Source organism: Rhizobium oryzicola, from assembly GCF_030504645.1.
GTDB lineage: Bacteria > Pseudomonadota > Alphaproteobacteria > Rhizobiales > Rhizobiaceae > Neorhizobium > Neorhizobium oryzicola.
Map to the genome: position 1 here is coordinate 81907 of NZ_JAUKWQ010000009.1, position 25236 is coordinate 107142.

General features: G+C 61.0%; 24 protein-coding genes and 1 tRNA gene. 11 read left to right on the top strand and 14 right to left on the bottom strand.

Annotated features, from left to right (window positions below; all coding sequences use genetic code 11):
* The first annotated feature begins 25 nt into the window (after nt 1-25).
* Together Q2T52_RS21100 and Q2T52_RS21105 are read left to right on the top strand one after the other, a co-directional pair.
* Nucleotides 26-433: a helix-turn-helix domain-containing protein gene (locus Q2T52_RS21100; RefSeq protein WP_302078836.1), complete on the top strand. Its 408-nt coding sequence runs from the start codon at nt 26-28 to the stop codon at nt 431-433.
* Nucleotides 434-605: 172 nt separating this feature from the next.
* Complete coding sequence (locus Q2T52_RS21105; protein WP_302078837.1) at nt 606-2264, top strand: DUF6311 domain-containing protein; 1659 nt, start codon at nt 606-608, stop codon at nt 2262-2264.
* A 9-nt stretch (nt 2265-2273) separates the two neighbouring features.
* Here Q2T52_RS21105 and Q2T52_RS21110 read toward each other — a convergent pair.
* Nucleotides 2274-2358 (bottom strand) — tRNA-Leu (locus Q2T52_RS21110).
* Between the two features lie 307 nt (nt 2359-2665).
* Between Q2T52_RS21110 and Q2T52_RS21115 the strand changes: the two genes are divergently transcribed.
* The 3 genes from Q2T52_RS21115 (at nt 2666) to Q2T52_RS21125 (ending at nt 5282) form a co-directional block, all read left to right on the top strand.
* Nucleotides 2666-4357, top strand: coding sequence for a methyl-accepting chemotaxis protein (locus Q2T52_RS21115; RefSeq protein WP_302078838.1), 1692 nt, complete (start codon nt 2666-2668; stop codon nt 4355-4357).
* 119 nt (nt 4358-4476) lie between these two features.
* Nucleotides 4477-4737 (top strand): hypothetical protein, encoded by a 261-nt coding sequence (locus Q2T52_RS21120; protein WP_302078839.1) that lies wholly within the window; start codon nt 4477-4479, stop codon nt 4735-4737.
* A 131-nt stretch (nt 4738-4868) separates the two neighbouring features.
* Entirely contained in the window at nt 4869-5282 is a 414-nt protein-coding gene (locus tag Q2T52_RS21125) for a response regulator (RefSeq protein ID WP_302078840.1), read from the top strand.
* 58 nt (nt 5283-5340) lie between these two features.
* Here the strand turns inward: Q2T52_RS21125 and wrbA are convergent, their stop codons facing one another.
* Nucleotides 5341-5940 carry an NAD(P)H:quinone oxidoreductase type IV gene (wrbA, locus tag Q2T52_RS21130; RefSeq protein WP_302078841.1) on the bottom strand — a complete coding sequence of 200 codons (600 nt, stop codon included), beginning with the start codon at nt 5938-5940 and terminating at the stop codon, nt 5341-5343.
* A 312-nt stretch (nt 5941-6252) separates the two neighbouring features.
* Nucleotides 6253-8961 carry a DUF4214 domain-containing protein gene (locus Q2T52_RS21135; protein WP_302078842.1) on the bottom strand — a complete coding sequence of 903 codons (2709 nt, stop codon included), beginning with the start codon at nt 8959-8961 and terminating at the stop codon, nt 6253-6255.
* Between the two features lie 322 nt (nt 8962-9283).
* On the opposite strand from Q2T52_RS21135, the gene Q2T52_RS21140 reads away from it, so the two are divergent.
* The 3 genes from Q2T52_RS21140 to gpt all read left to right on the top strand — a co-directional run bounded on the left by Q2T52_RS21140 (nt 9284) and on the right by gpt (nt 11676).
* Nucleotides 9284-10057, top strand: a complete 774-nt coding sequence (locus Q2T52_RS21140) for a competence/damage-inducible protein A (RefSeq protein ID WP_302078843.1) — start codon at nt 9284-9286, stop codon at nt 10055-10057.
* Nucleotides 10058-10152: 95 nt separating this feature from the next.
* Nucleotides 10153-10995 (top strand): universal stress protein, encoded by an 843-nt coding sequence (locus tag Q2T52_RS21145; RefSeq protein WP_302078844.1) that lies wholly within the window; start codon nt 10153-10155, stop codon nt 10993-10995.
* Between the two features lie 183 nt (nt 10996-11178).
* Nucleotides 11179-11676, top strand: a complete 498-nt coding sequence (gene gpt / locus Q2T52_RS21150; RefSeq protein WP_302078845.1) for a xanthine phosphoribosyltransferase — start codon at nt 11179-11181, stop codon at nt 11674-11676.
* A 109-nt stretch (nt 11677-11785) separates the two neighbouring features.
* Here the strand turns inward: gpt and Q2T52_RS21155 are convergent, their stop codons facing one another.
* The 6 genes from Q2T52_RS21155 to Q2T52_RS21180 form a co-directional block, all read right to left on the bottom strand.
* Nucleotides 11786-13477 (bottom strand): FAD-dependent monooxygenase, encoded by a 1692-nt coding sequence (locus Q2T52_RS21155; protein ID WP_302078846.1) that lies wholly within the window; start codon nt 13475-13477, stop codon nt 11786-11788.
* A 10-nt stretch (nt 13478-13487) separates the two neighbouring features.
* Complete coding sequence (locus Q2T52_RS21160; protein WP_302078847.1) at nt 13488-13997, bottom strand: MarR family winged helix-turn-helix transcriptional regulator; 510 nt, start codon at nt 13995-13997, stop codon at nt 13488-13490.
* Nucleotides 13998-14118: 121 nt separating this feature from the next.
* On the bottom strand, nt 14119-14640 hold the full coding sequence (locus Q2T52_RS21165; RefSeq protein WP_302078848.1) for a DUF992 domain-containing protein: 522 nt from the start codon (nt 14638-14640) through the stop codon (nt 14119-14121).
* 11 nt (nt 14641-14651) lie between these two features.
* Nucleotides 14652-14966 carry a BON domain-containing protein gene (locus Q2T52_RS21170; protein WP_302078849.1) on the bottom strand — a complete coding sequence of 105 codons (315 nt, stop codon included), beginning with the start codon at nt 14964-14966 and terminating at the stop codon, nt 14652-14654.
* 34 nt (nt 14967-15000) lie between these two features.
* Nucleotides 15001-15180 carry a CsbD family protein gene (locus tag Q2T52_RS21175; RefSeq protein ID WP_302078850.1) on the bottom strand — a complete coding sequence of 60 codons (180 nt, stop codon included), beginning with the start codon at nt 15178-15180 and terminating at the stop codon, nt 15001-15003.
* 150 nt (nt 15181-15330) lie between these two features.
* Nucleotides 15331-16821, bottom strand: coding sequence for a helix-turn-helix transcriptional regulator (locus tag Q2T52_RS21180; protein WP_302078933.1), 1491 nt, complete (start codon nt 16819-16821; stop codon nt 15331-15333).
* Nucleotides 16822-16973: 152 nt separating this feature from the next.
* Here Q2T52_RS21180 and Q2T52_RS21185 point away from each other — a divergent pair, with 152 nt between their 5' ends.
* The 3 genes from Q2T52_RS21185 (at nt 16974) to Q2T52_RS21195 (ending at nt 19999) form a co-directional block, all read left to right on the top strand.
* The gene (locus tag Q2T52_RS21185) at nt 16974-17414 is read left to right on the top strand and encodes a DUF2231 domain-containing protein (RefSeq protein WP_302078851.1); all 441 of its coding nucleotides are present in this window, start codon (nt 16974-16976) and stop codon (nt 17412-17414) included.
* Nucleotides 17414-18934: a PQQ-dependent sugar dehydrogenase gene (locus tag Q2T52_RS21190; RefSeq protein ID WP_302078934.1), complete on the top strand. Its 1521-nt coding sequence runs from the start codon at nt 17414-17416 to the stop codon at nt 18932-18934. The genes Q2T52_RS21185 and Q2T52_RS21190 overlap by 1 nt, the downstream gene beginning before the upstream one ends.
* Nucleotides 18935-19321: 387 nt before the next feature.
* Complete coding sequence (locus Q2T52_RS21195; protein WP_302078852.1) at nt 19322-19999, top strand: spermidine synthase; 678 nt, start codon at nt 19322-19324, stop codon at nt 19997-19999.
* A gap of 9 nt (nt 20000-20008) precedes the next feature.
* Here Q2T52_RS21195 and Q2T52_RS21200 read toward each other — a convergent pair whose 3' ends face one another.
* Genes Q2T52_RS21200 through Q2T52_RS21220 form a run of 5 tightly spaced genes read right to left on the bottom strand, consistent with a single transcriptional unit; the run spans nt 20009 to nt 25196 of the window.
* Nucleotides 20009-20770 (bottom strand): TIGR04290 family methyltransferase, encoded by a 762-nt coding sequence (locus tag Q2T52_RS21200; RefSeq protein ID WP_302078853.1) that lies wholly within the window; start codon nt 20768-20770, stop codon nt 20009-20011.
* Nucleotides 20771-20774: 4 nt separating this feature from the next.
* Nucleotides 20775-21839 (bottom strand): UDP-glucuronic acid decarboxylase family protein, encoded by a 1065-nt coding sequence (locus tag Q2T52_RS21205; protein ID WP_302078855.1) that lies wholly within the window; start codon nt 21837-21839, stop codon nt 20775-20777.
* Nucleotides 21840-21856: 17 nt separating this feature from the next.
* The gene (locus Q2T52_RS21210; RefSeq protein WP_302078856.1) at nt 21857-22984 is read right to left on the bottom strand and encodes a CgeB family protein; all 1128 of its coding nucleotides are present in this window, start codon (nt 22982-22984) and stop codon (nt 21857-21859) included.
* A complete protein-coding gene (locus tag Q2T52_RS21215) occupies nt 22981-24069 on the bottom strand; it encodes a CgeB family protein (RefSeq protein WP_302078857.1) in 1089 nt (362 codons plus the stop codon). The genes Q2T52_RS21210 and Q2T52_RS21215 overlap by 4 nt, the downstream gene beginning before the upstream one ends.
* The gene (locus Q2T52_RS21220) at nt 24066-25196 is read right to left on the bottom strand and encodes a CgeB family protein (protein WP_302078858.1); all 1131 of its coding nucleotides are present in this window, start codon (nt 25194-25196) and stop codon (nt 24066-24068) included. Before Q2T52_RS21220 ends, Q2T52_RS21215 begins: the two co-directional genes overlap by 4 nt.
* Nucleotides 25197-25236: the final 40 nt, after the last annotated feature.

The window sequence follows — 25236 nt, forward strand, 5'->3', positions numbered from 1 at the left end:
CCGTTCAAACCAGGAACACAACCCGATGCCGCCCCGTACTTCCACCTTCGCACCCAAAGACGATCAGGCCGCCCTTCGCCGCGAAGTTGGCGCATGGCTGAAAGACCGCCGCGAGGCCGCCGGTCTTAGCCAGCGCGATCTCGCGATGAAGGTGGGGATCGATTACTATACCTTCATTTCGCAGATCGAGACGGGCCGCGGCCGCGTGCCGCCGGAGCGTTACGAGCTGTATGCCAATGCGCTGAAAATCCCCGTGCGGGACTTTGTGATGACCATTCTGCGCTATAACGAGCCGATCATTTACGGCCTGTTGTTCGACGGCAGCGAGGATGAGCAGATCGCGCCGCAGGCATCCGCGCTGGATGCCAAGGACGAGCTGATGCTGCGGCTTGAGCGTCGTCTCGCCATGCTGGAATCAAAGCTCGGCCAGTAAACTCTTCTTTGGACGATGATCATGAAAGCCGGTGGCGCCGCTGACGCCGCCGGCTTTTTTTGCTGGTGCAAGCGGGCATGACCGCCCTCCCTTGGGACACGCGCGCTGTTGCGTTTGCAGCGCTTCGTTGATAGCGATCAACGCATTTCCATTTCCGATTGCCGATGGAGCCATGTTGCAGAGAGATTGCCCCGCCCGCCTGACGGCCGCTGCCTGCTATGTCGCGGCGCTTGGCCTCGCCTGCCTCGTCTTTCTGCACATCCATCCGCACCCCCTGTCGTTTCTGGCGGGCGACAACGTGTATTTCGAGATTGGCGATACGCCGCAGCATGTGAGCGGCTGGCTTCTCTATGCCAAGGATGCGTGGCACTGGCCGCCGCTTGTGACGACAATGATCTCTCCGCCGGGCGGGGTTTCCATCGCGCTTTCCGACAGCATTCCGCTGGCCGCCCTGCTGCTGAAGCTTTTCTTTCCGCTGCTGCCGGAAAACTTCCATTACTTCGGCCTGTGGCATTTGCTGGCCTACGGGCTGCAGGCGACAGGCGCCGTCTTCCTGATTCGAAGCCTCGGGCGGCGCGACATGCTCTCCGCCCTTTCTGCCGCTCTGCTGGCGCTGATGTGGCCGGCCTTTCTGGCGCGATTCGTGCACACGGCACTGATGACGCATGGGCTCATCCTTTTTGCGCTCGGCTTCTATGTCCGCATCAGCCAGGGCCGCTGGAGCGCAATGCGGGCGGGCTTGCTGTTCGGCACTCTGCTGATCGCCTCGCTGCTCATCCACCCCTATCTCTTCGCCATGGTGTTTGCGCTTTACGCCGCAGCGCTCTTCGACCATCAGCACCTGCCAGAGCGCCAGCCGGGATACGGAATTTCCGCACTGGCCGTCTGTATAGCGGTGGCGGGTCTTGCGATTGCTTTCGGCTATGCCTCCTCCGCCGCGTCGGGTGCGACCGGCTTCGACACCTATTCGATGGATCTGCTCTCGCCCTTTTGCGGCGGCAGGATCCTGCCCTGCCCGGCTGTGGACAAAACAGCGCCTCAAAGCGAAGGCTTCAACCTTCTCGGCGCCGGCGGCCTGCTGATCATCGCGGCGGCCTTGGCTCTCCATGCCCGCCCGGGCCGGCTTTTGCAATGGTGCAGGCGGCATGCGGGGCTGGCACTCCTGCTTGTGGGCTTTGCGGTCTATTCCCTCGGCAACAGCATCACGCTCGCCGGTCAGCCTGTTGCCGGTTATGTCGTGCCCTGGCCGCTGACGATCGTGAGCGGCGTGTTTCGCGCCGCCGGCCGGTTCTTCTGGCCCGTGGGCTATGCCGTGTCATTTCTGGCGCTCGCCGCGCTTCTTCAGCGCCGCAGCCTCCTCACCGCTCTCATCATCAGTGTGGCGCTTGTGCTGCAATGGGCCGATACAAGGCCGATTCGGCTGAAGACCGCTGATCTCCTGACCCTTGCGCGACCGCTCGATTATTCCGGCTGGCCTTCCATGGCGGGCCGCGTGGAAGCAATCCACGTGATGCCCGATTATGGCTGCGCGCCCCGAATCGAGAGCATGTACTATCTCTACTTCCAGATCGTCGCCGGGCGCCTCGGTATTCCCATCAACACAGGCTATCTCGCCCGCCCGTCCGGCACGTGCAGTGAAGCCGTCAACAGCTGGAGCACCGATCACCGCCTGCATGTGATGCTGGAGGCCGATTCGGACATAACCCGCAGCCCGGCAACTCTTGACGGCCTCAAAAGCGGCGAATGCATTCGCTGGACGGCCTGGGGCGGACTGATGCTGTGCCTGAAAGGCGCAACACCGGCGGACTGGGAAAAGCTCAACATACGCTGAGACATCAGCTGGTGCGGACGACGGGGGTCGAACCCGTATACCCGAAGGTGAGGGATTTTAAGTCCCTTGCGTCTACCAGTTTCGCCACGTCCGCCCTTCGAAACGTTTCCATAACTTGCGAGATCGCAAATGGGAAGGTCTGGAAAGGGTGAAATCGGTTCGCCATTTCAGCCACGGATAGGTCGCCGAGGAATGGCAGCACATCCTCGAGATCACAGCTATGAGTTCACAGTGGCCGCCAGCGTTAACGGCATGCCTCCTGACAGCCCGCCATTCCCGCAGGAATTGATTTGCGAAAGTTTGACCGCGGAAATTGTGCCTTTGTTTTCATTCACTTAACATTAGCACATTTGGATTTATTGCAGTACTGCCCCCGGAAGCGCAGTGGTAGGAGACCCGGCATGTCTATCGGAATTTTTTTTAGTGCGAGCCGCCTTGCAGAAGACATGAAGGCGCTCTCCCGCTCGCAGGCCATGATCTGGTTCAAGCCGGATGGCACCGTGATCGATGCCAATGAGAACTTCTGCAAGACGTTGAACTATCGTCTGTCGGATATCGTCGGCCAGCATCATCGGCTTTTCTGCGATGACGCGATTCGCAACTCGCCCGACTATGGCCGCTTCTGGCAGGATCTGGCCGCCGGCCAGTTCAAGAGCGGGCAGTTTCTGCGCAAGCGCAAGGATGCGCGGGATGTCTGGATCGAGGCGAGCTATAATCCGGTGTTTCGCGGCGGCAAGGTGGTGCGGATCCTGAAAATTGCCTCCGACATCACCGAATCGAAGAATCGCGCGCTGGAGGACGGCAACCGGCTGACGGCGATCAATCTCTCGCAGGCTTTGATCGAGTTCACGCCTGACGGGGTGATTCTCGGTGCCAACGATAATTTTCTCGCCGCCATGGGCTATCAGCTGAGTGAAATCACCGGCAAGCATCACAGCATGTTCTGCGACGCCGATTATGTACGCAGCGACGCCTATCGCCAGTTCTGGCAGAACCTGCGCGGCGGCACCTTTACGGTGGATAATTTCGCCCGCATCGGCAAGGGCGGTCGCAAGGTGTGGATCCAGGCGGCCTATACGCCAGTGCAGGATGCCAGCGGCCGGATCTACAAGATCATCAAGGTGGCAAGCGACATCACCTCGCGGATGATTGGTGTCGAAACCATCAGCAATTCGGTGCGCCGTCTCTCCGAAGGGGACCTGACCTCCCAGATCACCGGCACGATCGATCCGACGCTTGAACAGACCCGCCATGATTTCAATCTGGCCGTCCGCTCCCTCGGCCAGGCCATCGGCGCGATCAAACAGTCGGCGGAGGTTCTGGCAACCAATGCGCATGTCATCAACACGGTGTCCGATGAGATCGCCCGCAATGCAGAGCGGCAGGCGGCGTCCGTTGAGGAAACCGCAGCAGCGCTCGACGAGATCACCGTGACGGTTCGCGATTCGAGCGCACGCGCCGCAGACGCCACCGGCCTGGTGGTCGATACGCGCGCATCCGCAGAAGCCTCCGGCCGAATCGTCGAACAGGCGACCGACGCGATGAGCGGCATCGAACAATCCTCTCGCGAGATTGAAAACATCATCAGCGTCATCGACGAAATCGCCTTCCAGACGAACCTGCTGGCGCTCAATGCCGGCGTCGAGGCCGCGCGGGCGGGCGAAGCCGGAAAGGGGTTCGCCGTCGTTGCGCAGGAGGTGCGCGAACTCGCACAACGTTCCGCCAGCGCCGCGCAGGATATCAAGCGGCTGATTTCGAAATCCTCCGATTCGGTGAAGCACGGCGTCTCGCTCGTCAACGATACCGGCCGCGCCCTCAAGACCATCGTCCAAAAGGTGCAGCAGGTGGACCAGAATGTTCAGGCGATCGCCAAGGCTTCAAAGGAACAATCACTCGGCCTCAACGAGATCAACACCGCGATCAACCGCCTGGACGAGGGCACGCAGAAGAATGCCAGCACCATCGAAGAGGCCAATGCGGCGTCCCAAACACTGGCGGACGAGGCGGCCAAGCTGCATCAACTGATGGAGCGGTTCCGACTGCCGGAACAGGCGGGCACTCCCTTTGCCTCGACCCGCCACCGAGCAGCTTGAGCCGATCCTCGCGGACGCCCCTTGCCGGGACCGACTGCAGAGCGTAGCGCTAGGGCGGGAACTGCGGCGTCTGCCGGCCGTTCTCCTGCCATTCCAGACGCAATTCAGGATGCACGCCTATGAAACGCTATCTCGCTGCCAGCCTCGGCCTTCTTCTGTTGTGCGGCTGCACGACAGCCGAGCTTACCCCCGTTCCCGGCAGCATTACCTATGGCGGCCAACCCCGCAGCCATTTGACGAAGGCGCCGGTCGGCAGCATCGTCAACAACGAGTTCAATGATGGCCGTCGCATGGTCTACGAGACTTACGTGATCCAGCCCGACCGCAGCCTGAAACTGATCGACAGACGTTACCGCCCGGATCTCGCCGCCTTCGACTGAGAATCTGATAGCTTCTTATATCAGCACTTGCAAAAGTCCCGAAGAACCCTATCTCGCTTAAAAAAGGCCAGCGATTCTGGAACCTTCTTGATGAAGACACCGGGCGCTTCAGCGGGCACTAGGGAGTGGCTGTGAAATATCGTTTTCTGATTGTCGAGGACAGTCTGCTGCTGGCGATGGACCTGGACGAGGCGGTCACTCGCAGCGGCCATGAAGTGGTCGGTATTGCACCGGATGTTAAGGTCGCTCTCAACTACGCCCAGGACGCCGACATTGCCTTCGTAGACGTTCGCCTTGCAGATGGCGAAACAGGCCCTCAACTTGCCCGCAGTCTTGTGGAACGTGGCATTCTGGTGATCTTCGTAACCGGCAATCCCACACTTGTGGAAGGCCGAGATGCGGGCGCGCTTGGCGTCATCGCCAAACCGCTGACCAATCAGGCCGCATCCGATGTCATACAATTTGCCGTCGACTGGAAAAACGGTCTCCAACGCAACCCGCCTGCCCGGTTGAAGCTGTTTCGCCCTATGGCACCCGCCGCATAATGCGAAAAGGCACCGACGAGTGCCGGTGCCCTTCCATGTCTCTATCTCAAACAGCAGATCAGCCGGCGAGCTTTGCAGCAAGCTTCGCGACATGCGCGCCCTGGAAGCGGGCGCCTTCCAGCTCTACCTGAGACGGCTGACGCGAGCCATCGCCATTGGTGATGGTGGAAGCGCCGTAGGGCGAACCGCCCTTGACTTCTTCCGTGCCCATCTGACCCTGGAAGGCGTAAGGCAGGCCAGCCACGACCATGCCGTGATGCAGGAAGGTTGGGATGAAGGACAGGATCGTCGATTCCTGGCCGCCATGCTGCGTGGCAGTGGAGGTGAAGACAGAGCCGACCTTGCCGACGAGCTTGCCGTTGAACCACAGACCGCCGGTCTGGTCCCAGAAGTTGCGCATCTGCGAGGCAACCGTACCGAAACGGGTGCCGGCACCGACGATGATCGCGTCGTAGTTTGCCAGTTCATCCGGGGTAGCGATCGGTGCAGCCTGGTCCATCTTGTAATGCGAGGCCTTGGCAACCTCATCCGATACCGTTTCCGGCACGCGCTTCACGGTGACCTCTGCACCTTCTGCCTTTGCGCCTTCGGCAACGGCATAGGCCATGGTTTCGATGTGACCATAGGTAGAATGATAAAGAACCAGTACCTTTGCCATCTCAAATCTCCTCGTGTTGGCACACCACCACGGCGTGCTTTGACGTTAACATTAGCAAGCAACGCGCATTCGGCCAGCCCCGTAGCAGCGAAACGCAGTGTTCACTTATTCGTAACGGTAAAACGCAAATGGTCACAAATGGATGACAATCCGCGAGGTACGGGAGGTCGCTTCTGCTCTTCGGGTCTCAGTCCGTTACACGAAGATCCTATCCTAGCTCGCAAGCAAATGCGGATCTTGAAGAAAGAGATTGAGGTGCCTCACCAAGCAACCGATGCCACAGTTGGACTTCCCTCGGATCCGATTGCAAACTCAAATCGCGAAAATTGTCCCCACCAAATTCATGGTACCAAGCAGTTTCACCAAAAAGTCACCGTCATCAAAGGATGAGACGTCCGGTCCCGTATTCTGAAACAAATAAACCCCGGAATTAGCGCTCGCATTGAGCTCCATTTGTGTAGCGAAGGACCGATCCACCAGGTTTTGCCCATTAACAATTGAGGTAATCTTGTTCAAATAATCCGCGGACTGAGCGCTGTCCGAGCCATAATAATCAACATTCGGCTGTTGAAAGCCGGTTTTGAACACCGATTTTCCCGAGGCGTTGAAACCATATACTGTATCGATAGCATTTCGATTGGAGAGACCACTGCCGGTTTCATCAATCACATAGCTCCCAGGAGGGCCGCTTGTCGGAAGCTGAATCGTATCGGCCCCCGCGCCGCCCTTGATGGTGATGACACCCGCACCGCCGCTCAATACCTTTATGGTTTGACCACCCGCGCCCAGGGTGACGCTGAGAGCACCCGCCCCACCTCGCACATTCACCACCAGGCTGCCGCCCGGGACGATAACCGAACTGTCTTGATCCCCACCGTTAATGTTGATCGTTTCGATGCCCGTGACTCTGTCCGAGAGGTCAAGGTTCTGCCCGGATACATTGATGTTGAGGATGTCGTTGCCCGCGCCACCATCAATCAATGTCGGTCGGCCGGAGATATCAAACGTGTCCCCGCCTGCGCCGCCTTTAAGAGTCGCTCCCGCTCCCGCGCTGAAAAAAAGTCTACCATTGGTTTCTGCGCTGCCATCCAGGGTGATCGCACTGGCCACCGCTGTGGCATCCAGCGTCAGGGTCTTGCCTGCTGCAACGGTGCTGTCGAGCAAGGTCAGCGCATTGCCGGTGACGTTTGCCAGCTTGATCGTCGTATTATTGACAAAGGTCACTGTGTCCAGCGCATGCGTGGTGATGGCGTCCGCCAACGTGACTTTATTCAACGCCGCTGCGGCTATCGCGGTGCCGGTCGTTGTCGCTGTCAGGACGGATTTGATATCGGCGGTAGCGCCGGACAGATCGGTCAGATTGGCGGCGGTGATCAATCCGGTCGTGGCACCATCGATCGCCTTCAGCGTGCTGGACGCAATACTCGTATCGGTCAGAGTAATTGTCACATCGCCCGCCATCTTGATCTTGTTACCCGTCGCGCCCTGGTTTGTGACCAGCAACAACTGCGCGTCCGCAGCCGAAGCGGAGGTGAGTGAGGTCACGCTGGACGCATCCACCAGCCCGGTCGTGGCACCTTCAATGGACTTCAAGGTGGCGGCAGTGGCCGTGGTATCCGCCAGGGTGACGGCCACGTCGCCTGCCATCTTGATCTTGTCGCCGGTCGTGCCCTGGTTGGTGACCAGCAACAACTGAGCGTCCGCAGCCGAAGCCGACACAAGGGATTCGACGGTCGAGGCATCCACCAGCCCGGTCGTGGCGGCCTCAATGGACTTCAGAGTGGCGGCAGTGGCCGTGGTATCTGTGAGGGTGACGGTCACATCGCCTGCCATCTTGATCTTGTCGCCGGTCGCGCCCTGGTTGGTGAGCAGCAACAGCTGCGCATCCGCGGCCGAAGCCGACACAAGGGATTTGACGGTCGAGGCATCGACCAGCCCGGTCGTGGCACCCTCAATCGCCTTCAAAACGCCAGCCGCAGCGGTGGTATCTGTGAGGGTAACGGCAACATTGCCGGCCGTCTTGATCTTGTTGCCTGACGTGCCCTGATTGGTAACCAGCAACAGCTGCGCATCGGTAGCAGACGCAGACGTAATGGACGTGAAACCAGTTGCATCCAGCAAGCCGGTCGTCGCAGCATCCAGTGTCTTCAGGGTGGCGGCAGTGACGGCGCCCGTATCCGACAGCTTGACAGTACCGCTACCAGGGAAGCTCAGCCCGTTGGCGAGCCCGCTGCTGATCGTCAACGTGCTTCCGGCCGGTACCGCGATGCTGGAGACGGAGCCGGTGATTGCGGCAGTCCCAGCGGCGCTGCCGTTGGTGGTGAACGAGAAGCCGCCGTTGGTCGCCGCGATGGAAATCGACGAACCCGCATTTGCAAACGTGACAAGGCCCGACCCATCCTTGGATACCGAGAACACCGGCGGCGGAGGTGGCGGGTCTATCGTGACCGGAGTTGTGTCGACCACGGGTGGAACAGGCGTGTTGGTACTGCTGGCATCCGCAACAGCCTTGTTGGCATCAGCCGCGAGGTTGGCAATGGACTGAGGCGTCGCATCGATCTTGCTGAGAAAGGCGCGTGCAGTCTCCGCAGCCTTGGCGCCGGAATAGCCCTTGATTTCATCGGGCGTGTCGATGTTGGCCGTGAACGCATTGGCCGCCTGAACTTTGTTGGAGACGATCGTCGCATCCGTCGAGGCGGCGGCGTTCATGATAAAAACGACGGCATCCGCGATGGTAATCTTTCCGGATGAGAGCGAAGTCGACCAAAACTGAAGACCGGCAGGCTCCGGCGCCCGGCCAAAGAGGTTTTGATAGATTGCCGTAATGCGCCCGCCATCCGTTGTCCCGCGATAGAAATCGATGGATTCCTGGGTACTGGAAAAGGTCGCCGCAATCTTTGCGACAGCAACACCGGCATCCAGTTGAGAGGACCAATATTTTAGCCCAACAGGATCCGCCGGCCGTCCAAAATAAGCAATATAAAGCTTCTGGACCTGATCTTCAGACAACGTTGCTGCCATATCACACCCCTCGTAATGATATTTCATAGTATTTATTTCGACACAGCTTCGCCGCCCCCTTTATTCATATCTAAATCTTGCGACTTCAGATGAGAGGGATAGAACGACTTAGCGAAAGCCAAGAAAACACATTGTTGATCGCTACGCTCTACATTCATTTGGAGAGAAATTCATTCGAAATATCTCTGGCATCCGCGACAAAAAGCTATGAGATCGCAGACGAGGGCACGCACGCCGCACGCGCAGCAAGATCTGGTTGCCACGACAGCAGCAGGTGGCCTAGGTTCGCCGCACCCATCAAGTTCGCGCGTGAGGAAATTCCATGAGTGCAAAGATCGTGACCGCCGCCATGCTGGCCATCGGCGATGAGCTTCTGTCCGGCCGGACGAAGGACAAGAACATCGGCCATCTGGCAGACCTGCTCACGCTATCGGGCATTGATCTCAAGGAAGTGCGCATCGTGGCCGACGAGGAAGACGCCATTGTGGAAGCACTGAATGCGCTGCGCGCCCGCTACACCTATGTGTTCACGTCAGGCGGCATCGGCCCGACCCATGACGACATCACGGCAGACGCCATCTCCAAGGCCTTCGGTCTCCCTTGCGTGCATGATGCGGAGGCCATGCGGTTGCTGGGCGAGATGTATGCCCGCCGCAACATGGAGTTCACCGAAGCCCGCCAACGCATGGCCCGCATGCCGCAAGGGGCGCGCCATATCGCCAACCCCGTATCGACCGCCCCGGGCTTCATTGTGGAGAATGTCTATGTCATGGCGGGCGTGCCCCAGGTCTTCCAGGCCATGGTGGACAATGTACTGCCGGAGCTGCAATCGGGCGCAAAGATGCTCTCCCGCGCCCTGCCCTGCCCTTATGGCGAAGGCGATATCGGCACGCTGCTCGGCGCCATCCAGAAGGCGCATCCGGAAACCAGTATCGGTTCCTACCCGAAATATGACGGCCAGCGCTTTTCGACGGAACTGGTGGTGCGCGCCCGCGATCAGGCGGCACTCGATGCCGCGGCCGAAGCGATCCTCGCTATGATCCGGGACATCGAGGCCGCCAAGGCTGCTGCCAGCAATCCCGGCCCCGAGGCGTGAAGCGTAGAGTCAGGAAAGCTTGACCCAGCGCAAGGCGAGAACCACGTAAAGCTGGCTGACATTGTTCAGGAACAACGTGGGTCAGGAGACATGCCATGAGCTACAAGACCATTCTCGCCGCTCTCGACAGCAAGGCCAACGCCAAACAGGTCACGGATTTTTCCGTTGCGCTGGCCGAACAGTTTTCCGCGCATGTGATTGGCCTGCACGCAGAAACGCTGGCGACGGTCCCGCTGATCGCGCCGATGGAAATCCCGGACCCCTCTGCCGTGGAGGCTTTGCAGCAGGCCGCCCATTCCGAAACGAAGGCCGTGGAAGCGATCTTCCGCGGCGCGATGCAGAGCGATGGTGTGCCCTTCGAATGGCGAAGCTATATCTGCACGGCCGGTTATTCCTCCGCCAACGTGATGGAATGCGCCCGCACTGCGGACCTGATCGTGGCGAGCCAGGGCAATCTGGCGGAGGCTGCGGACAGCCGCGCGGATCTCGAAAGCTTTCTGTTCGAGAGCGGCCGCCCGCTGCTGCTCATCCCGCGCCTGATGACCCGCCCGCAGCCGATCCACCGCGCGCTGATTGCCTGGAACGGCTCCAAGGAAGCCGCTCGCGCCGCCTTCGATGCGCTGCCGCTTCTGAAGAGCGCCGACAGCGTCGAGGTCTTCTCCGTCGACCCACCCGGTGCGTCGCGCGATGCGCCTGAACTGGCAGGCACCGATCTTGCCGCCTCGCTTTCCCGCCATGGCGTGAAGGTAACGCTGCGTACCGAGGAGAAGCTCGGCCTACCGGCCGCCACGGCCATCGAGAATCGCCTCGCCGACCAGAGCATCGATCTGCTCGTCATGGGCGGCTACGGACATTCCCGCTGGTGGGAAATGCTGTTCGGCGGGGTCACCCGCACCATGCTGGAATCCATGACGGCGTTGACGCTTCTGTCACGCTGACAGCGAAAAACGACTGCTAAAGCGGGCGAGCCGCATGGATTGGCTTGCCTAAGCCGGAAAACTTTCGCTAAGAGCAACGGCCAACGGGAGCGTGCGGAACAAGCGCCGCTTCCGCGGGCCGATCGGGTGAATGACCCGGTGCGCGGCCCATGTTCCATTCCCGCGCCTCGGAGCCACGTTCACATGTCCCTACCCGACAAAGCCTTTCCTGTTTCCTGGGATCAATTTCACCGCGATGCGCGTGCGCTTGCCTGGCGTCTGGCCGGCAGCGGCCAGGAGTTCCGCGCCATCGTCTGCATTACCCGAGGCGGCCTGGTGCCGGCAGCAATCATTTCGCGCGAACTCAACATCCGCCTGATCGATACGGTCTGCATCGCCTCCTACCACGACTATGTAAACCAGGGCGAAATGAACCTTTTGAAGGGCATCAACCCTGACCTGATGACCGATGGCGGCCGTGGCGTACTTGTGGTGGACGACCTGACCGATACCGGCAAGACCGCCAAGGAAGTGCGCGACATGATGCCGAACGCCCACTTCGCCTGCGTCTATGCCAAGCCGAAGGGCGTGCCTGTCATCGACACCTTCGTGACCGAGGTTTCGCAGGATACCTGGATCTACTTCCCCTGGGATATGGGCTTCACCTATCAGGAGCCGATCGCCAAGGGCACCAAGGGCTGACGTAGAGTCAGATCGATTGGGTTGTTGAAGGGCTGCCCGGTGGGCGGCCCTTTTTGGATTGGCTAGTGGGGACGCCACTCAGGGGGGCAAGCCCATTCACTGGCTGATGCTAGGCCGCGGTTGCGCCAAACATCCGCTCGCAATAGGCGCGCAGCTTTTCCGGATGATCGGCGGTACCGCGATAGGCGATATGCCCGTCCGGCCTGATCAGGATCAGCGCCGCCGTGCTGAGGCCGTAGGCGGTATGGGCTTCGTGATCGAGATCGGATAGCGCGACAGCATCACTGGCAGAGGGCAAGGCCTTTGCGAGCACCAGCCTTGGGCGGATGAAGCGCCAGCCCTGCACCTCGGCAAACGCCGCGCGCAGTGACGTCATCGCCCCGGCGTCGCGGCCATCGAAGGCAAGCAGCGTCCATCCCCAACTAAACCCGTCGGGATTGTATATATGGTCGAACAAGGTGGTGGAACGTCCATCTGATGCGACCACTTTGGCATCCGGCGCGCGCTCGCCCGCCTTTGGCGCACCTTGCCCCACGAGATCCGCAAGACCTGTCAGATGATCCTCGTTCAGAGGACTTTCGGGATAGGCCACCGACAATTGCTGGAGATCGGCCGTGCCCTGAATGAAAGCGCTGATGTTCGGAACGAAGCGCGCGGCAAGATCGATCGCGATGTCCTTGATGGCGCCGCGGTAGACGCTGTTTTCGAAGCCACGAACCTGCCGGCCATCGAGTGCACGATGCTCGCCGCCGCGTTCATGGTCGTAGGACTCCAGAACAACAGGCGTTGCGTTGTTGTTCAGCGCCATGGCCAGCCGCCAGGCAACGCCGACCGCATCATGAAAGCCGGAATTCATGCCCTGCCCGCCGGCGGGAAGCGATTCATGGCCGGCGTCGCCGACCAGATAGACTCGGCCCGCCGAGTAGTGCTCGGCGGCACCATGCTGGAAGCGGCTATGCGTGATCCAGATTGGATCGGCGAGGGTCAGCGTCTCGTCCTCCGTCACCTCGCGGGCGATGGCCTGCAATTCCTCCAGCGTCGGATCGCGGTCGGGAATGCCCTCATCATGCGACAGGAAGAAGAGACGGTGATAGCCCTCCCAGACCGGCAGCACGCCACAGAAACCATGCGGATAATAGAAGAACCAGAGGTGATCGAAATCTGTCGAGCGGCGCCAGCTGAGCTTGGCATCCAGTTGGCGGTTGATCACATGCGGCAGCTTCTGCAGCTCGAAATCGAGCCCCAGCGCCTTGCGCACGGACCCATCATGACCATCCGCGCCAACAAGATAGCGGGCGCGCACCTGCTCGGTCGGGCCTTCCACGTGATGATCATCGTCATTGCTGACCCGCCCGATCGTCACGGTAACGCCATCGGCATCCTGCTCGAAGGAGACGGCCTTGATCCCGCGCTCGACCGTGCCGCCCTTCAACTCGATCTGCTCGGTCAGCGTTTTCTCGATCACGTCCTGCCCGCTATAGAGAACGGGCCCATAGGGGCTCGGCACATCGGCGATCGCCACCGGATTGACAGGACGCCCGTTCAAAAGCGTGTTGACCTGGGTGATGCTGTAGGCGTTCTTCGCGATGGCGTCGCGGATGCCGATGCTGGCCAGCAGCTCCTGCGGACGGGCCCAGAGATTGTTGGCACGCGAATAGGGCTTGGGATGCTGCCGCTGCTCGAACAGCCGAAATTTGATGCCGTGATGGGCAAGCGCTGCGGCCGTGGTGAGCCCGATGGGGCCGCCTCCGATAATGATGACATCAGTATCGAAGCCGTCCTGCATGGATGCATGGGTCATGGGATGCCTTTCAGGCTGTGAGTGAGGTGTTCGTCGGTGAGGCCGGGAGGGTTTCGTCGAGCACGTCGGTGAGGTCGCGCAGCACCTGCAGCGCGGCCGCGAGACGATCGGCGCCGATCCGTTCGAGAATACGGCCGTCGAGGGGACGTGAGGCGGATTCGGCCTGCTTCAGGACATCCCAGCCAGCGGGCGTGAGAACCACCAGCTTGGCGCGGCGGTGATGCGGGTTGGGTTCAAAGGCCACGAAGCCCTGCTCCGCCAGCAGGTCGCTGACGCGCTGCACCGCCTGACGGGTCAGCCCCATATTGCGGGCAATGTGAGCCACTGGCAGCGGCACCGGAGAATAGCCGAGCGCGCCCAGCACCTGCCACCAGGCCGTGGTCAGCCCCAACGGTTTCACGAGTGCATTGCCGGTGTCCACCAGCAGTCCGTTCGTCTCGAAGACCGAGAGAATGAGTTCGCGAACAGTCTTTTGTGCGTCTGCAGTGATCATGACAACCTGACGTCTATTCGACAACATGCTGTCAATTCCCACAATGATATTCGGTTCCGTCGGACTGCGGTATTTTCCGGGAGGGCAACGTATCAACAAAAAGGGCCGCCCACCGGGCAGCCCCTTCGTCATGTGATCTGCGCCCCGATCAGCCGGCGCGCTGCAGCGTCAAGCGGGAGACGCCGGCGGCGATGTTGAGGCCGGTTCCAGCCTGGCCGGACAGCGGCTGCAGCGCAAAGTTCTTGGCATTACCGCCAAGCAGAGCATTGGCCCCGACACCAAGACCAACGGCCGCTTCCGCCGACGCACCGACGTATTGACCGGCCAGCGCACCCTCGCCGATACGGCTTGCAGCGGTGTTGACGACGATCCAGTTCATGTAACTCTTGCCCGTCACACCCACATCGAGGCCGAGCTTTCCGATGGTGCCGCTGTAGCGCTCGACCTTGCCGGACTGCTGGCGGAAGGTGCAGTCCACCTTCTTGGAAGAGCCGACGATGAGGCCGACGCCGCCTTGAATTTCACAGTTCAACTGGCCGACGCGCTGGCCGGGTTCGGCAGATACCTTCTGGGCGGTGTGACCATTGGCTTTGTGATGACGCTCCGCGGCGAAAGTTGCAGGGGCTGCAGCAACTGAAGCGACAGCGGCGAGGATGGCGAGTTTCTTCATTGGTTTCCCTTTCATGGGTGGCTCGTAGTCATGAGCGGGCATGCCGCACCCGGCGGCACAATAAGGAGAGTGCTGCGGGACGGGCGGATCGCGAGATCCGGAACGACCGTTCTTCCGCTAAAGACTTCGGCAACGGCAATTGCCGTTTCAAAGGCGTCCAGAGAGCTGACCTCGCCCGACAGAATAACCCGGCCATCTTCCACCGAGACATCAATCGTGCAGGCTTCCAGCCCCTGGCCATAGGCCAGCAGAGACTGGAGTGCAGCGCGAAGGCTGCACTCTGCCGGGTTGCTGCGCAGACTGTTTCGTGCGTGCAGAACCATCATGGTGTGATCCGAAGTCTTTCGTTTCGGGGCAGCGTTACTTGACGGCGCTGCGGATGGCGTCCTTGGCCTTGCCGACCGCGCTTTGCGCGTTACCGGCCGCCTTGTCTGCCTTGCCCTCGATCTCGAGTTCGCGGTTGCCGGTCACCTTGCCGACAGCTTCCTTCAGGGAGCCCTTGGCCTGACGTGCTGCACCTTCGATGCGGTTCTTGTCCATTGTCCAACTCCTTGTTCAATCCGTGTTTCACGACGCTGTCTGCGCCGTCACGATTGATGATTTAGGGTTGGGAAAGAGGAGCTTGCAGATTGGGATCTACTAGATGAACTAGTAGATCCTGACCTTTTTTGAGGTCGTTTCGGCGATTTTTCAGCGACCATTCCGGTTGGTTCGCGTACCTTTGAAGCCACGTTCACGCGCCCATATCACGGCAGCCGCACGCCGATTGACGCCGATCTTATTATAAAGCGAGGCAATGTGATTGCGGATCGTATGCTTGGAAAGGCACAGTACATCCCCCATTTCCGCGTCGCTCCTGCCCTCACAAATGAGGCTCAGCATATCCGTCTCGCGCTCGGTCAGATCAGCGAGGCCCGCAGACGGAGGCTTGCCGCGCGACGTCTGCCGGACATTGGCGAGCTTGTCGACAATGGTGCGGCTGAACCAGGAAGTGTCGGCCATCACGCTTTCAATGGCCTCCACCAGTTCGGCTTCCGTGCGGCGGCGTTCCGTCACATCCTGCAGCGCCCAGATGACGCATTGCTGATCATTGATTTCCACCCGCTCTGCGGAGACAAGGCAATCGGCAAAGCTGCCATCCTTCAGTGCCATGGTGAGCGGCTCGTCACGGACCGGGATATTGTCCTTCAACTTAACTTCGATCGCTTTTCGCGCCTTTACATCCTCCCACAGCTTCAGTTCGCTGGCCGTCTTGCCGACAACCTCTTCAGCCCTGCGCCCGCAGAGCTGCAGGAAAGCCTCGTTGACTTCGGTCAGCACGAAATCATCCAGCCGTGAAATGGCCGTTGGTGCAGGAGACAGGCGGAAGGATTTGGAAAAGCGCTCCTCGCTCTGGCGCAGTGCAATCTGCGCCTTTCTGCGCCCGTCGAGATCGGCGAAGGTGAAGAGCATGCAGGCCTCTTCACCAACCGGAATGGGTTCGGCCGCGACGATCACCAGCCGGTCACCCTCAGGGATCGGGATCAAGGCTTCACGCTGTCGCACAACTCTGCCCTCCGCCAATTTTTCGCGCGCATCTTCGCCCGTCTCGCAATTGGAAAAGAGACCAAGTTCATCCACGGTTCGGCCGATGATTTCCTCTCGCGTCAGACCTGTCATTTCCAGAAAGCCCTGGTTGACGCGAATGAAGCGCTGATCCTCCTGACGGCAGATCAGACCCGGCGCCGGGTTCGCATTGAACGCCTTTTCGAACCGCTTCTCCGCCTCATAGCGAGGTGTCTCGTCCCTCAGCACCAGCACCAGCACGTCGGGGCGCGCACCCGCATCCGCAATGACCATGCTCTTGGCGGTATGCACCCACAACTGATCGGGGTCATCGGCAGGAGACACCTCCACCGTCACCTCCCCCACCTCCTCGCCTGCCAGCAATCGCTCCAGCGGGTACTGACCCTCCTCCAGCAGATGGTTGTTCCGGTAACGTAGCGTGAAGCGTCTGCGGTACCCTTCTACGGATCCACCTAGATCCTCCATCTTTTCAATGCGATGCATGGCAAGGGCTGATGGATTGGCCCAGGATATCGCCCCATCGGTCTCGACGAGGATCAGGCCATCGGAGAGCACTGCGATCACCTGTTGCAGGACCATGCGGTTGATGGCGGGCGGATTTTCGGGATCGATCATGGCGGCTCGCGACGAGAGAAACAGAGAACACATCTGGTTTCCCCATTACGGCTCGGCAAGAGGAATGGTTTTAGGTCTTCCGGTGAGTGGAACAAAACCCGTTCTCGACCGTAGTGCGATGACGCTCATCCACACGCACACCGAGGCGGCTCATGACCATCACCGAACCTCATACGCACGCCTATGGCGGCTATCCCTTTTCTGGCATTTTCGTGCCCTTCACCTTTGTCAGCTTCTCGCTGGCGCTGGCGACCGACCTGTTGTTCTGGCAGACGGCCAATCTGATGTGGCAGAACTTTTCCGCCTGGCTGCTGTTTGCCGGGGAGGTGGCGGGTGGGCTGGCGCTGATTGCCGGCCTTATCGATCTCCTGCGTTCGTCCACACGCTATGCCCGGCCGTCGCTGTTTGCAGCGCTGCTCTTCATCGTCATCCTGCTGGTCGGCCTTCTCAACAACTTCATCCATGCGGGTGACGGCTGGACGGCTGTCGTACCCTGGGGGCTGGCGCTCTCTGCCATCAACTTCGTGCTGATCATCGCCACCTTCGGCCTTTCGGCCTCCCACCGTTCCAGACTGTATGTGAGGGTCGCATGATGAACCGCCGCACGCTTTCCCGCTCCGCCCTTCTTGGCTCTGCCCTGACACTCTCTGCCGCCCTTGCCGGCTGCAGCGATGACGGCAATTTCGATGTCAGCCAGCAGATCGGGCCGGACCCAGTTCTGCCCGCGCCGCAGACCATTCTGGTGCCGGACCTGAAGGTGGCCAAAGTGGTCGGCTGGAAGGACAATGAAACGCCGAAAGTGCCCGATGGCCTGAAGATCACGCCTTACGCCAAGGATCTCGCCAATCCCCGCACCGTCCACACGCTGCCGAATGGCGATGTGCTGGTCATCCAGTCGCGCGGTCCATCGGGCGAACCGAAATCCCGCCCCAAGGACATCATCCGCGGCTTCATCATGTCGATTTCCCATGGCGATACGGGCGGGCCGCAGAAGCCGAGCAACCTGATCACGCTTCTGCGCGACACCAATCGCGATGGTCAGGTGGATGAGCGTCATGATCTGCTGACCGGCCTCAACTCTCCCTTCGGCGTCGCTTGGGCGGACGACACGCTTTACGTTGCGGCAACCGACGCCATCCTGGCCTACCCGTACAAGCTCGGCGAAAACAAGATCACGGCTCAGCCGCGCGTTCTGACACCCCTGCCCGGCGGTCCGATCGACCATCACTGGACCAAGGATCTGGCGCTGAGCCCTGACGGCAGCAAGCTCTATGTCGGCGTGGGCTCCAACTCCAACATCGTGGAAAACGGTATCGAGGCAGAGAAGGGCCGCGCCGCGATTTGGGAAGTCGACCGGCAAACGGGGGCGGCCCGCGTCTATGCCTCCGGGCTTCGCAATCCGAACGGCCTTAGCTTCAACCCGGATACGGGCGCGCTCTGGGCCGTCATCAACGAGCGCGACGAACTGGGGCCCAATCTCGTGCCCGACTACATGACCTCGGTGAAGGATGGCGCCTTCTACGGCTGGCCGTGGAGCTATTACGGCAACCATGTGGATGCCCGCGTGCATCCGCAGCGCCCGGATATGGTGGAAAAGGCCATTCCCGCCGATTACGCGCTTTCCAGCCATGTGGCAGCACTCGGCCTCACCTTCACGCATGGCTCTGCACTTCCGGCACCTTACACCAACGGCGCCTTCATCGGCGAACATGGCAGCTGGAACCGCAACCACTTCAACGGCTACAAGGTGGTCTTCGTGCCCTTCCAGAACGGCAAGCCCAATGGCAAGGCTCAGGATGTGGTGACGGACTTCCTGAAGGGCGAGGATACGCGCGGCCGCCCCGTCGGAGTCGGTATCGATGGCACCGGCGCGCTTCTGGTGGCAGATGATGCGGGCAACACGGTGTGGCGCGTTGCCAATGCCAATGGCGCGGTATCGCAGGCGCCCATTGCAACAGATCAGATGCCAACCGGTTCCGTCGCCGCCACCCGTGGCCCACGAGCGGGTGATCCAGCAGCCGCCACCTCTGCCCCACAGAATGGCCCGATCAACCCTGCGCAGGGCCAGATCGCGCCGGCGGTGGAAGCACCCGCGCCTGCCCGCCAGCCTTGAAACGCCAAGTTCCGTTAGGCGAAGGGGAATCGTGTCTGTGACGGCAAACGACGCTTTCGTCCCCTCTCCCCGCCTGCGGGGAGAGGGTTAGGGTGAGGGGCAATGCCATACGGATGAATGCCCAGTTTGCCCCTCATCCGGGACGAAAAACCATGGCAAAACGCTTGACAGCCAAGACAGTCGCTCTCCCCGTCAAAACGGGGAGAAGGACAACCGAGGCACGCCCTGCCTGCATCTTCGCACTCACGCTTTGTCAGCGGGCTGCCTCAAAGCTGCATTTCACGCCGCCCCTTCTTGCGCTGCCATCACGAAACGCTTGTTCTCTGAGGCTCCGCATGCGAATGCCGGGCCAACTAGAATGGCAGTGCGGATCAAGAGGCAAACAAAATGCTTCCGTGGATACAGATCGATCAGGCCGATGTGCCGGGAGATGGCGGGCAGGTTCTGCGCCTCAAGCAGCGCGGCCAGGAATTTTCCATCATGCTGGGTACCAACGAGCTGATGAACAGCCGGCTGAGCGGTTCGGAAGAGGCACTCGCATCGCTGTCCTATGAGAGGATCGCGGGACGCCCTCGCCCCCATATCATGATCGGCGGGCTCGGCATGGGTTTTACGCTGCGCGCCGCGCTGGACGTGCTGCCAGAGGATGCCAGAGTGACCGTGGCCGAACTGGTACCGGCCGTGGTCGACTGGGCGCGCGGCCCGATGGCCCAGGTGTTCAAGGGCTGCCTGGATGATCCGCGCGTGCACATCCATTTGGGCGATGTCGGCGCGCTGATCCGCGCTTCCAAAGCGGCCTTTGATGCGATCCTGCTCGATGTCGATAACGGGCCGGATGGTTTGACGCGCCCTTCCAACGACCGGCTCTATGATCATGAGGGATTGCGTGCGACGCGAGAAGCCTTGCGCCCCGGCGGTGTGCTCGCCGTCTGGTCCTCCGGCCCGGATGACAAATTCACGCGACGGCTGCGGGATAGCGGCTTTGCAGCGGAAGCGAAGTCCGTCCGCGCCAGCACCAAGCGCAGCGGCGCACGTCATGTCATATGGCTGGCCGAGCGAAAATAGGTGCTATCCTCACCCGCCAAATCCGCATGGCGCATTTTCCACCGCATAATGCCGCGCCCCGCGCTTTAAGAGATAGACCTCCCGTTCCGGATGCGCCGCGATCTCAAAGCCGGATGATCGCAGCATTGCCTCCATGGCCGCCGTGTTGGGGATGAACCAGTTGGTCGGGTCCGAGGCATAGCGTTCCTCGACGAAGAAGAGTTTTGGGTAATCGGGCTGGTCGAAGACCGACCATTCGGCAAAATCGTAGTTTTCCGAAAGCTCAGGAATGCGCTCGTCGCCGCGCTGCAGGCACTGGAACAGCATCATGTCGCCCACCGCATGCTCCCAGAGCAGGTCGAGCGCCAGCAGCGGATGGCGCAGGTGATAGAGCACACCCATGAAGATCACGAGGTCGAACCGCTCCTGCAGCTTCGGCACCTCGTAGACCGACATCTGCCGGAATTCGATCTCCAGCCCGCTCTGCTCGGCAGCAAAGCGCGCCTGCGCCAGATAGCGGGGATCGGAATCCACGCCGACCACGCGGGCGGCACCGCGCCGCTTCATTTCCAGCGCGTAGAAGCCGGCATTGCAGCCGACATCCAGCACCGTCTTGCCCGTCAGGTCCTCCGGCAGCACATGCCGGAAGCCTTGCCATTTGAAGGCGGGGTAATCGCCGAGAAAATGATCCGGCGCCGTTTCCACCCCGCCGATCCGCAGGTTGTGGAACCACGGCCCCAGCGCCTCAATGCGACGGCCAAGTTCTTCCTTCGGTGTTCTTGCCGTATCCATGAATTTACGCCCCGAGCGGAAGGCTCACACCGGGCTGGTCCTTGCTCTTGCCATGACCATTCAAGCCGGCCGGCACGGCACGCCGCGCTGGCTTTGCTTCGTCCGCCAGGGAAGCGGCGAACCAGTCGATGGTATGACGCAAGCCCTCCGCCAGCGGCACCTTCGGCTCCCAGCCCAGCAATTCCTTCGCGCGGGAAATATCCGGCCGGCGACGCTGGGGATCATCCTTCGGCAGCGGATTGTAGACGATTGAGGAATCGGTCGGCACCATGGCCACCACCATTTCCGCCAGCTCGTTGATGGTAAACTCGCCAGGATTGCCGATATTGACCGGCTGGCCAGGGTTGGGGTTCACCTCCATCAACGCGATCAGGCCCGCGACGAGATCGCTGACATAGCAGAAGGAGCGGGTCTGCTCGCCCGTGCCATAGATGGTCAGCGGCTTGCCGGAGAGCGCCTGCACGATGAGGTTGGAGACGATGCGCCCGTCATTCGGCTGCATGCGTGGCCCATAGGTGTTGAAGATGCGCACCACCCGGGCATCCACCCGCTCGGCCCGCAGCATATCGAAACACAGCGCTTCCGCCGCCCGCTTGCCCTCGTCATAGCAGGCACGCGGGCCGGTGCAGTTGACGCTGCCGCGATAATCCTCCCGCTGCGGATGCTCTTCCGGGTCGCCATAGACCTCGCTGGTGGAAGCCTGCAGGAAGGAAGCGCCATGCTTTTCCGCCAGCGCCAGGAGATTGCCGGTGCCCACCACGCAGGTCATCATCGTATGCACGGGGTCTGCCTGGTAATGCGGCGGCGAGGCCGCGCAGGCAAGGTTGTAGATCTCGTCCACCGCCTCATCCAGGCTTTTCACCTCGCAGATATCCCGCTCGATCAGCCGGAAATTCGGGTGGTTCAACAGCGGCCGCACATTGGCCTCTGAACCCGTGAGGAAGCAATCGACGGCGATCACCCGGTGACCGCGCGCAAGAAGCGCATCGCAGAGATGCGAGCCGACAAAGCCGGCGCCTCCCGCAACGAGAATGGTCTTTGTCTTTCCTCGTTCGGTTCTTTGCAGCATCCTGGTCTCCTCCATACTCATGCCGAAATGCGCCGGGAAACCGGCTGTTCATCTGTCTGTCTTGTCTGTCGGGGTGGCAGGCTTTTCAGCCAGTCCGCCAGTTCCACCGCACGGGCATGGCCCGTATGGCCTTCGAGAATGCGGGTGCGGGCCGCCTCGCCCATGGCGCGTCGTCTTTCGTCCGTCGTGTCGTTCAGCGCCCGGACGACATCCTCGGTACCGTCAGCGATCAGGATCGCCTCCCCATCCGGCAGCAGTTCACCCAGGCCCTCCCAGGCATCGCTGATGATCGGCGTGGCGCAGGCGCCCGCCTCGAACAGGCGCACGCTGGGCGACCAGCCGGCGGAGATCATGTCGGCGCGGGTAACGTTCAGGGTGAAGCGCTGGCGGCTGTAGAAGGCGGCGTGATCCGCGGGCGGCAGATGGTCGATCCGCTCCACATTGTCTGGCCAGTCGATGGTGTCAGGATATTGCGGCCCCGCCACGACGAAGCGCATATGCGGCAGTCGCCTCGCCGGCCCGATCAGCAGCTTTTCCAGCGTCGGCTGGCGGTCGGGGCTATAGGTGCCGAGATAACCGAGATCCCATTGAGCGACTTCGCCGGTATTGCCGTAACGCTCGGCATCGACGGAGCAATACAGCGGAAAGGCGTGCGGCACGCCGTAATGCCGCTCCAGATGGCGCAGCACCGGCCCGCCGGTAAAGGAGAAATAGGCGTCGAGTTCGGCAATCTGCCGCTTGGCGATGTATTCCTCTTCGCCCCGTTCCAGCTTCGCCAGTGTGACAGGCGTATCGATGTCATAGAAGCAGAGCCGCTTGGGCGAAAGCTCGATCAGCGCATCGATCAGCGCCACGCCGTCTGGCACATAGGAGCCGACGATGACCGCATCCGCCTTGCGCAGCCGCTCGCCATGCTGCGCGAGCATGCCATCAATCTCGCTGTAATAGGCCAGTTCGCAGAAATCCGGGTCCGGCAGGTCGCGATGATTGGCGTACCAGGGCACGTCTCGCTCCAGAAACAGCACGCGGTGACCTTCCGCCTTCAAGCCCCGCAGCAGCGCCCGGAAGGTGGTGGCATGGCCATTGCCCCAGGAGGAGGACAGTGACAGGCCAAGGATGACGATATCGAGGGAAGACCTGGTCATTCCGCTGCCTCCCGCCGTCCGCCATGGGTGCGGAAGATTTGGTCCGCCAGTTCGGCGCGATGATCATAAGTATGCTCCGCCAGCACACGGGAGAGCGCCCGTTCGCCGATCTGACGTGCCTTCTCCGTATCGAGACCGGCCATGATGTCGGCCACATCCTGACCATCGCGAACGACAAGCACTTCCTCATCGGGCTTGAGGAAAAGCTCGATCCCCTCCCAATAATCTGTGATCAGGCAGGCGCCGGCACCGGCCGCCTCGAACACGCGTGTGGCAGGCGAAAAGCCGTTTTCAGCCATGCTGGCGCGAGATATGTTCAAGACCGCCTTCGGCGTCACGTTGAAGGCATTGTGATCGCGGGTGGAGACATGGCCGATCGCATGGATGTTCTCCGATTTCGGCTTGTCCTCCCAGCCGGAACCGCCGAGCAGAAAGCGCTGCTGCGGCAGGCGGGAGGCGGGCTCCAGGAAGAAATGCTCCACACGCGCTTCCCGGTCCGGCAGGCGGTTGCCGAGAAAACCGAGATCGGCGGTAAAGCGCGGATCGGGCGCAACCGAGTGATGCGTCTCCGGGTCCAGCGCGTTGTAGACGGGAATGCAATCGGCGGCGCCCAATGAACGATAGGCATTCACGACCGGATCGCCGCCGCCATAGGTCAGCACCAGATCAAGCTGGCCAAGCGCCTTGCGGAGCGGATGATCGGGGGCTGCCTTCAGCTCGGCAAGTGTTGCCGGCGCATCGACGTCCCAGAAGATTTTCAGTGCATCCGGCCGTGCCGAAGTCAGAAGCTCCGCCAGCAGCAGATCATCCTCGAAGCCGACGCCGCTTGCCTTGACGACGATATCGGCCTCGCTTGCCTTCGCCGTCACCGCCTTCAGCGCCTCGATGGTGCCGTCATAGACGACCACCTTCGCCCAGTCCGGCGGGTCCATGTCGCGGTTCTTCTGCCGGTCATAGACATCAGGTTCATAGAAGGTGATGTCGTAGTCTCGCGCGCTCAGCGCCCGCAGCAGCCCGCGATAATAGGTGGCGGCACCGTTCCAATAGGCCGAAACGAGGCTGGAACCATAAAAGGCGATCTTCATTCGGCGGCCTCCGGCTGCTTGAGTTTGTCGGTAACGCGGCGGGTGCCTGACGATTTCAGGATGTCGAGAAGTTCATCCACGCGGTGGCGGCAGGTGTGGCGCGCCTGGATGGTCTCCAGCCCGCTGGAGGCGAGATCGGCGCAAAGATCGGCGTCAGACAGGACACGGCGCATCTCGGCCTGCATCTCCTTGCCATCACGGACGAAGAGGAAATCCTTGCCCGGCCGGAAGAGGTTTTCCCCATCCTCCCAGGGCACGGAAATCAGCGGAACGCCGCAGGCAAGCGCCTCGAACACGCGAATGGTGGGAATGCCCGGCAGGTGTTCCACGTAAGGGCGGCGGGGAATGTGGACCGTCATGCGGTGGCGGGCGAAGGCTTTCGGTGCATCCGCATTGGCAATCCAGCCGCCATAGGCAATGCCCGCATCATCGAGTGCCGCTAGAGCGTCGTGAGGGTATCGCACACCGCGCACCGTCGCCTTCAGGCCAAGCGCCTTGGCGGGCTTCACCAGAAATTCTGAAATTTCGGCGCTGCGCTCGTCATCGCCCCAATTGCCGATCCAGATCAGATCGCCGGTCTTCTCGACCTCGGGCATCGGCCGGAATAGCGTGTCATCGGCAGCCTCGTGCCAGGTGAAGACCTGGCCGGCCCAGCCGTCATCGAGATAACGCTCTCTCAGCGTTTCGCCGAAGGCCAGCACCAGATCGTAGCTGGAGAGATCGAGGCCTGCGATGTCTTGCGCGGAGGACACGGCGCGATGATGCGTATCGTGGAAGATCAGGGTGAACTCGCCACCCTTCTTCCTGAGCGCGCCGATCTGCTTCACAAGCTCAGGATCGGTCCATTCGTGCACCACCACGACATCGGCGTCATCGAGTGCGGCTTCATGATTGAAATTGGCGCCGTAGGTCGTCGAGCGAAGATCCGGGAAGGTTGCATGAAATGCGTCGATGGCAGTATTGCCCTGGCTTGCGATGAGGTTCTGCCGGCTCCAGGAATTTTCCGGCTCCAGCGCCAGAACCTCGTGGTCACGGCGGATAAGATCACGCAGAACGCCGCGCAGGAAATGCGCATTGCCGTGGTTCCAGTCGGAGATCAAGGAATGGGTATAGAAAAGGAATTTCATCATCACTCCGCTGCAGCAGTGGGATTCGTGAGGCGGGCGT

Coding starts and splice junctions, on each gene's coding strand:
- Q2T52_RS21100 (WP_302078836.1), top strand. CDS start 26: ATGCCGCCCCGTACTTCCACCTTCGCACCCAAAGACGATCAGGCCGCC.
- Q2T52_RS21105 (WP_302078837.1), top strand. CDS start 606: ATGTTGCAGAGAGATTGCCCCGCCCGCCTGACGGCCGCTGCCTGCTAT.
- Q2T52_RS21115 (WP_302078838.1), top strand. CDS start 2,666: ATGTCTATCGGAATTTTTTTTAGTGCGAGCCGCCTTGCAGAAGACATG.
- Q2T52_RS21120 (WP_302078839.1), top strand. CDS start 4,477: ATGAAACGCTATCTCGCTGCCAGCCTCGGCCTTCTTCTGTTGTGCGGC.
- wrbA (WP_302078841.1), bottom strand. CDS start 5,940: ATGGCAAAGGTACTGGTTCTTTATCATTCTACCTATGGTCACATCGAA.
- Q2T52_RS21135 (WP_302078842.1), bottom strand. CDS start 8,961: ATGGCAGCAACGTTGTCTGAAGATCAGGTCCAGAAGCTTTATATTGCT.
- Q2T52_RS21140 (WP_302078843.1), top strand. CDS start 9,284: ATGAGTGCAAAGATCGTGACCGCCGCCATGCTGGCCATCGGCGATGAG.
- Q2T52_RS21145 (WP_302078844.1), top strand. CDS start 10,153: ATGAGCTACAAGACCATTCTCGCCGCTCTCGACAGCAAGGCCAACGCC.
- gpt (WP_302078845.1), top strand. CDS start 11,179: ATGTCCCTACCCGACAAAGCCTTTCCTGTTTCCTGGGATCAATTTCAC.
- Q2T52_RS21155 (WP_302078846.1), bottom strand. CDS start 13,477: ATGACCCATGCATCCATGCAGGACGGCTTCGATACTGATGTCATCATT.
- Q2T52_RS21160 (WP_302078847.1), bottom strand. CDS start 13,997: ATGTTGTCGAATAGACGTCAGGTTGTCATGATCACTGCAGACGCACAA.
- Q2T52_RS21165 (WP_302078848.1), bottom strand. CDS start 14,640: ATGAAGAAACTCGCCATCCTCGCCGCTGTCGCTTCAGTTGCTGCAGCC.
- Q2T52_RS21170 (WP_302078849.1), bottom strand. CDS start 14,966: ATGATGGTTCTGCACGCACGAAACAGTCTGCGCAGCAACCCGGCAGAG.
- Q2T52_RS21175 (WP_302078850.1), bottom strand. CDS start 15,180: ATGGACAAGAACCGCATCGAAGGTGCAGCACGTCAGGCCAAGGGCTCC.
- Q2T52_RS21180 (WP_302078933.1), bottom strand. CDS start 16,821: ATGATCGATCCCGAAAATCCGCCCGCCATCAACCGCATGGTCCTGCAA.
- Q2T52_RS21185 (WP_302078851.1), top strand. CDS start 16,974: ATGACCATCACCGAACCTCATACGCACGCCTATGGCGGCTATCCCTTT.
- Q2T52_RS21190 (WP_302078934.1), top strand. CDS start 17,414: ATGAACCGCCGCACGCTTTCCCGCTCCGCCCTTCTTGGCTCTGCCCTG.
- Q2T52_RS21195 (WP_302078852.1), top strand. CDS start 19,322: ATGCTTCCGTGGATACAGATCGATCAGGCCGATGTGCCGGGAGATGGC.
- Q2T52_RS21200 (WP_302078853.1), bottom strand. CDS start 20,770: ATGGATACGGCAAGAACACCGAAGGAAGAACTTGGCCGTCGCATTGAG.
- Q2T52_RS21205 (WP_302078855.1), bottom strand. CDS start 21,839: ATGCTGCAAAGAACCGAACGAGGAAAGACAAAGACCATTCTCGTTGCG.
- Q2T52_RS21210 (WP_302078856.1), bottom strand. CDS start 22,984: ATGACCAGGTCTTCCCTCGATATCGTCATCCTTGGCCTGTCACTGTCC.
- Q2T52_RS21215 (WP_302078857.1), bottom strand. CDS start 24,069: ATGAAGATCGCCTTTTATGGTTCCAGCCTCGTTTCGGCCTATTGGAAC.
- Q2T52_RS21220 (WP_302078858.1), bottom strand. CDS start 25,196: ATGAAATTCCTTTTCTATACCCATTCCTTGATCTCCGACTGGAACCAC.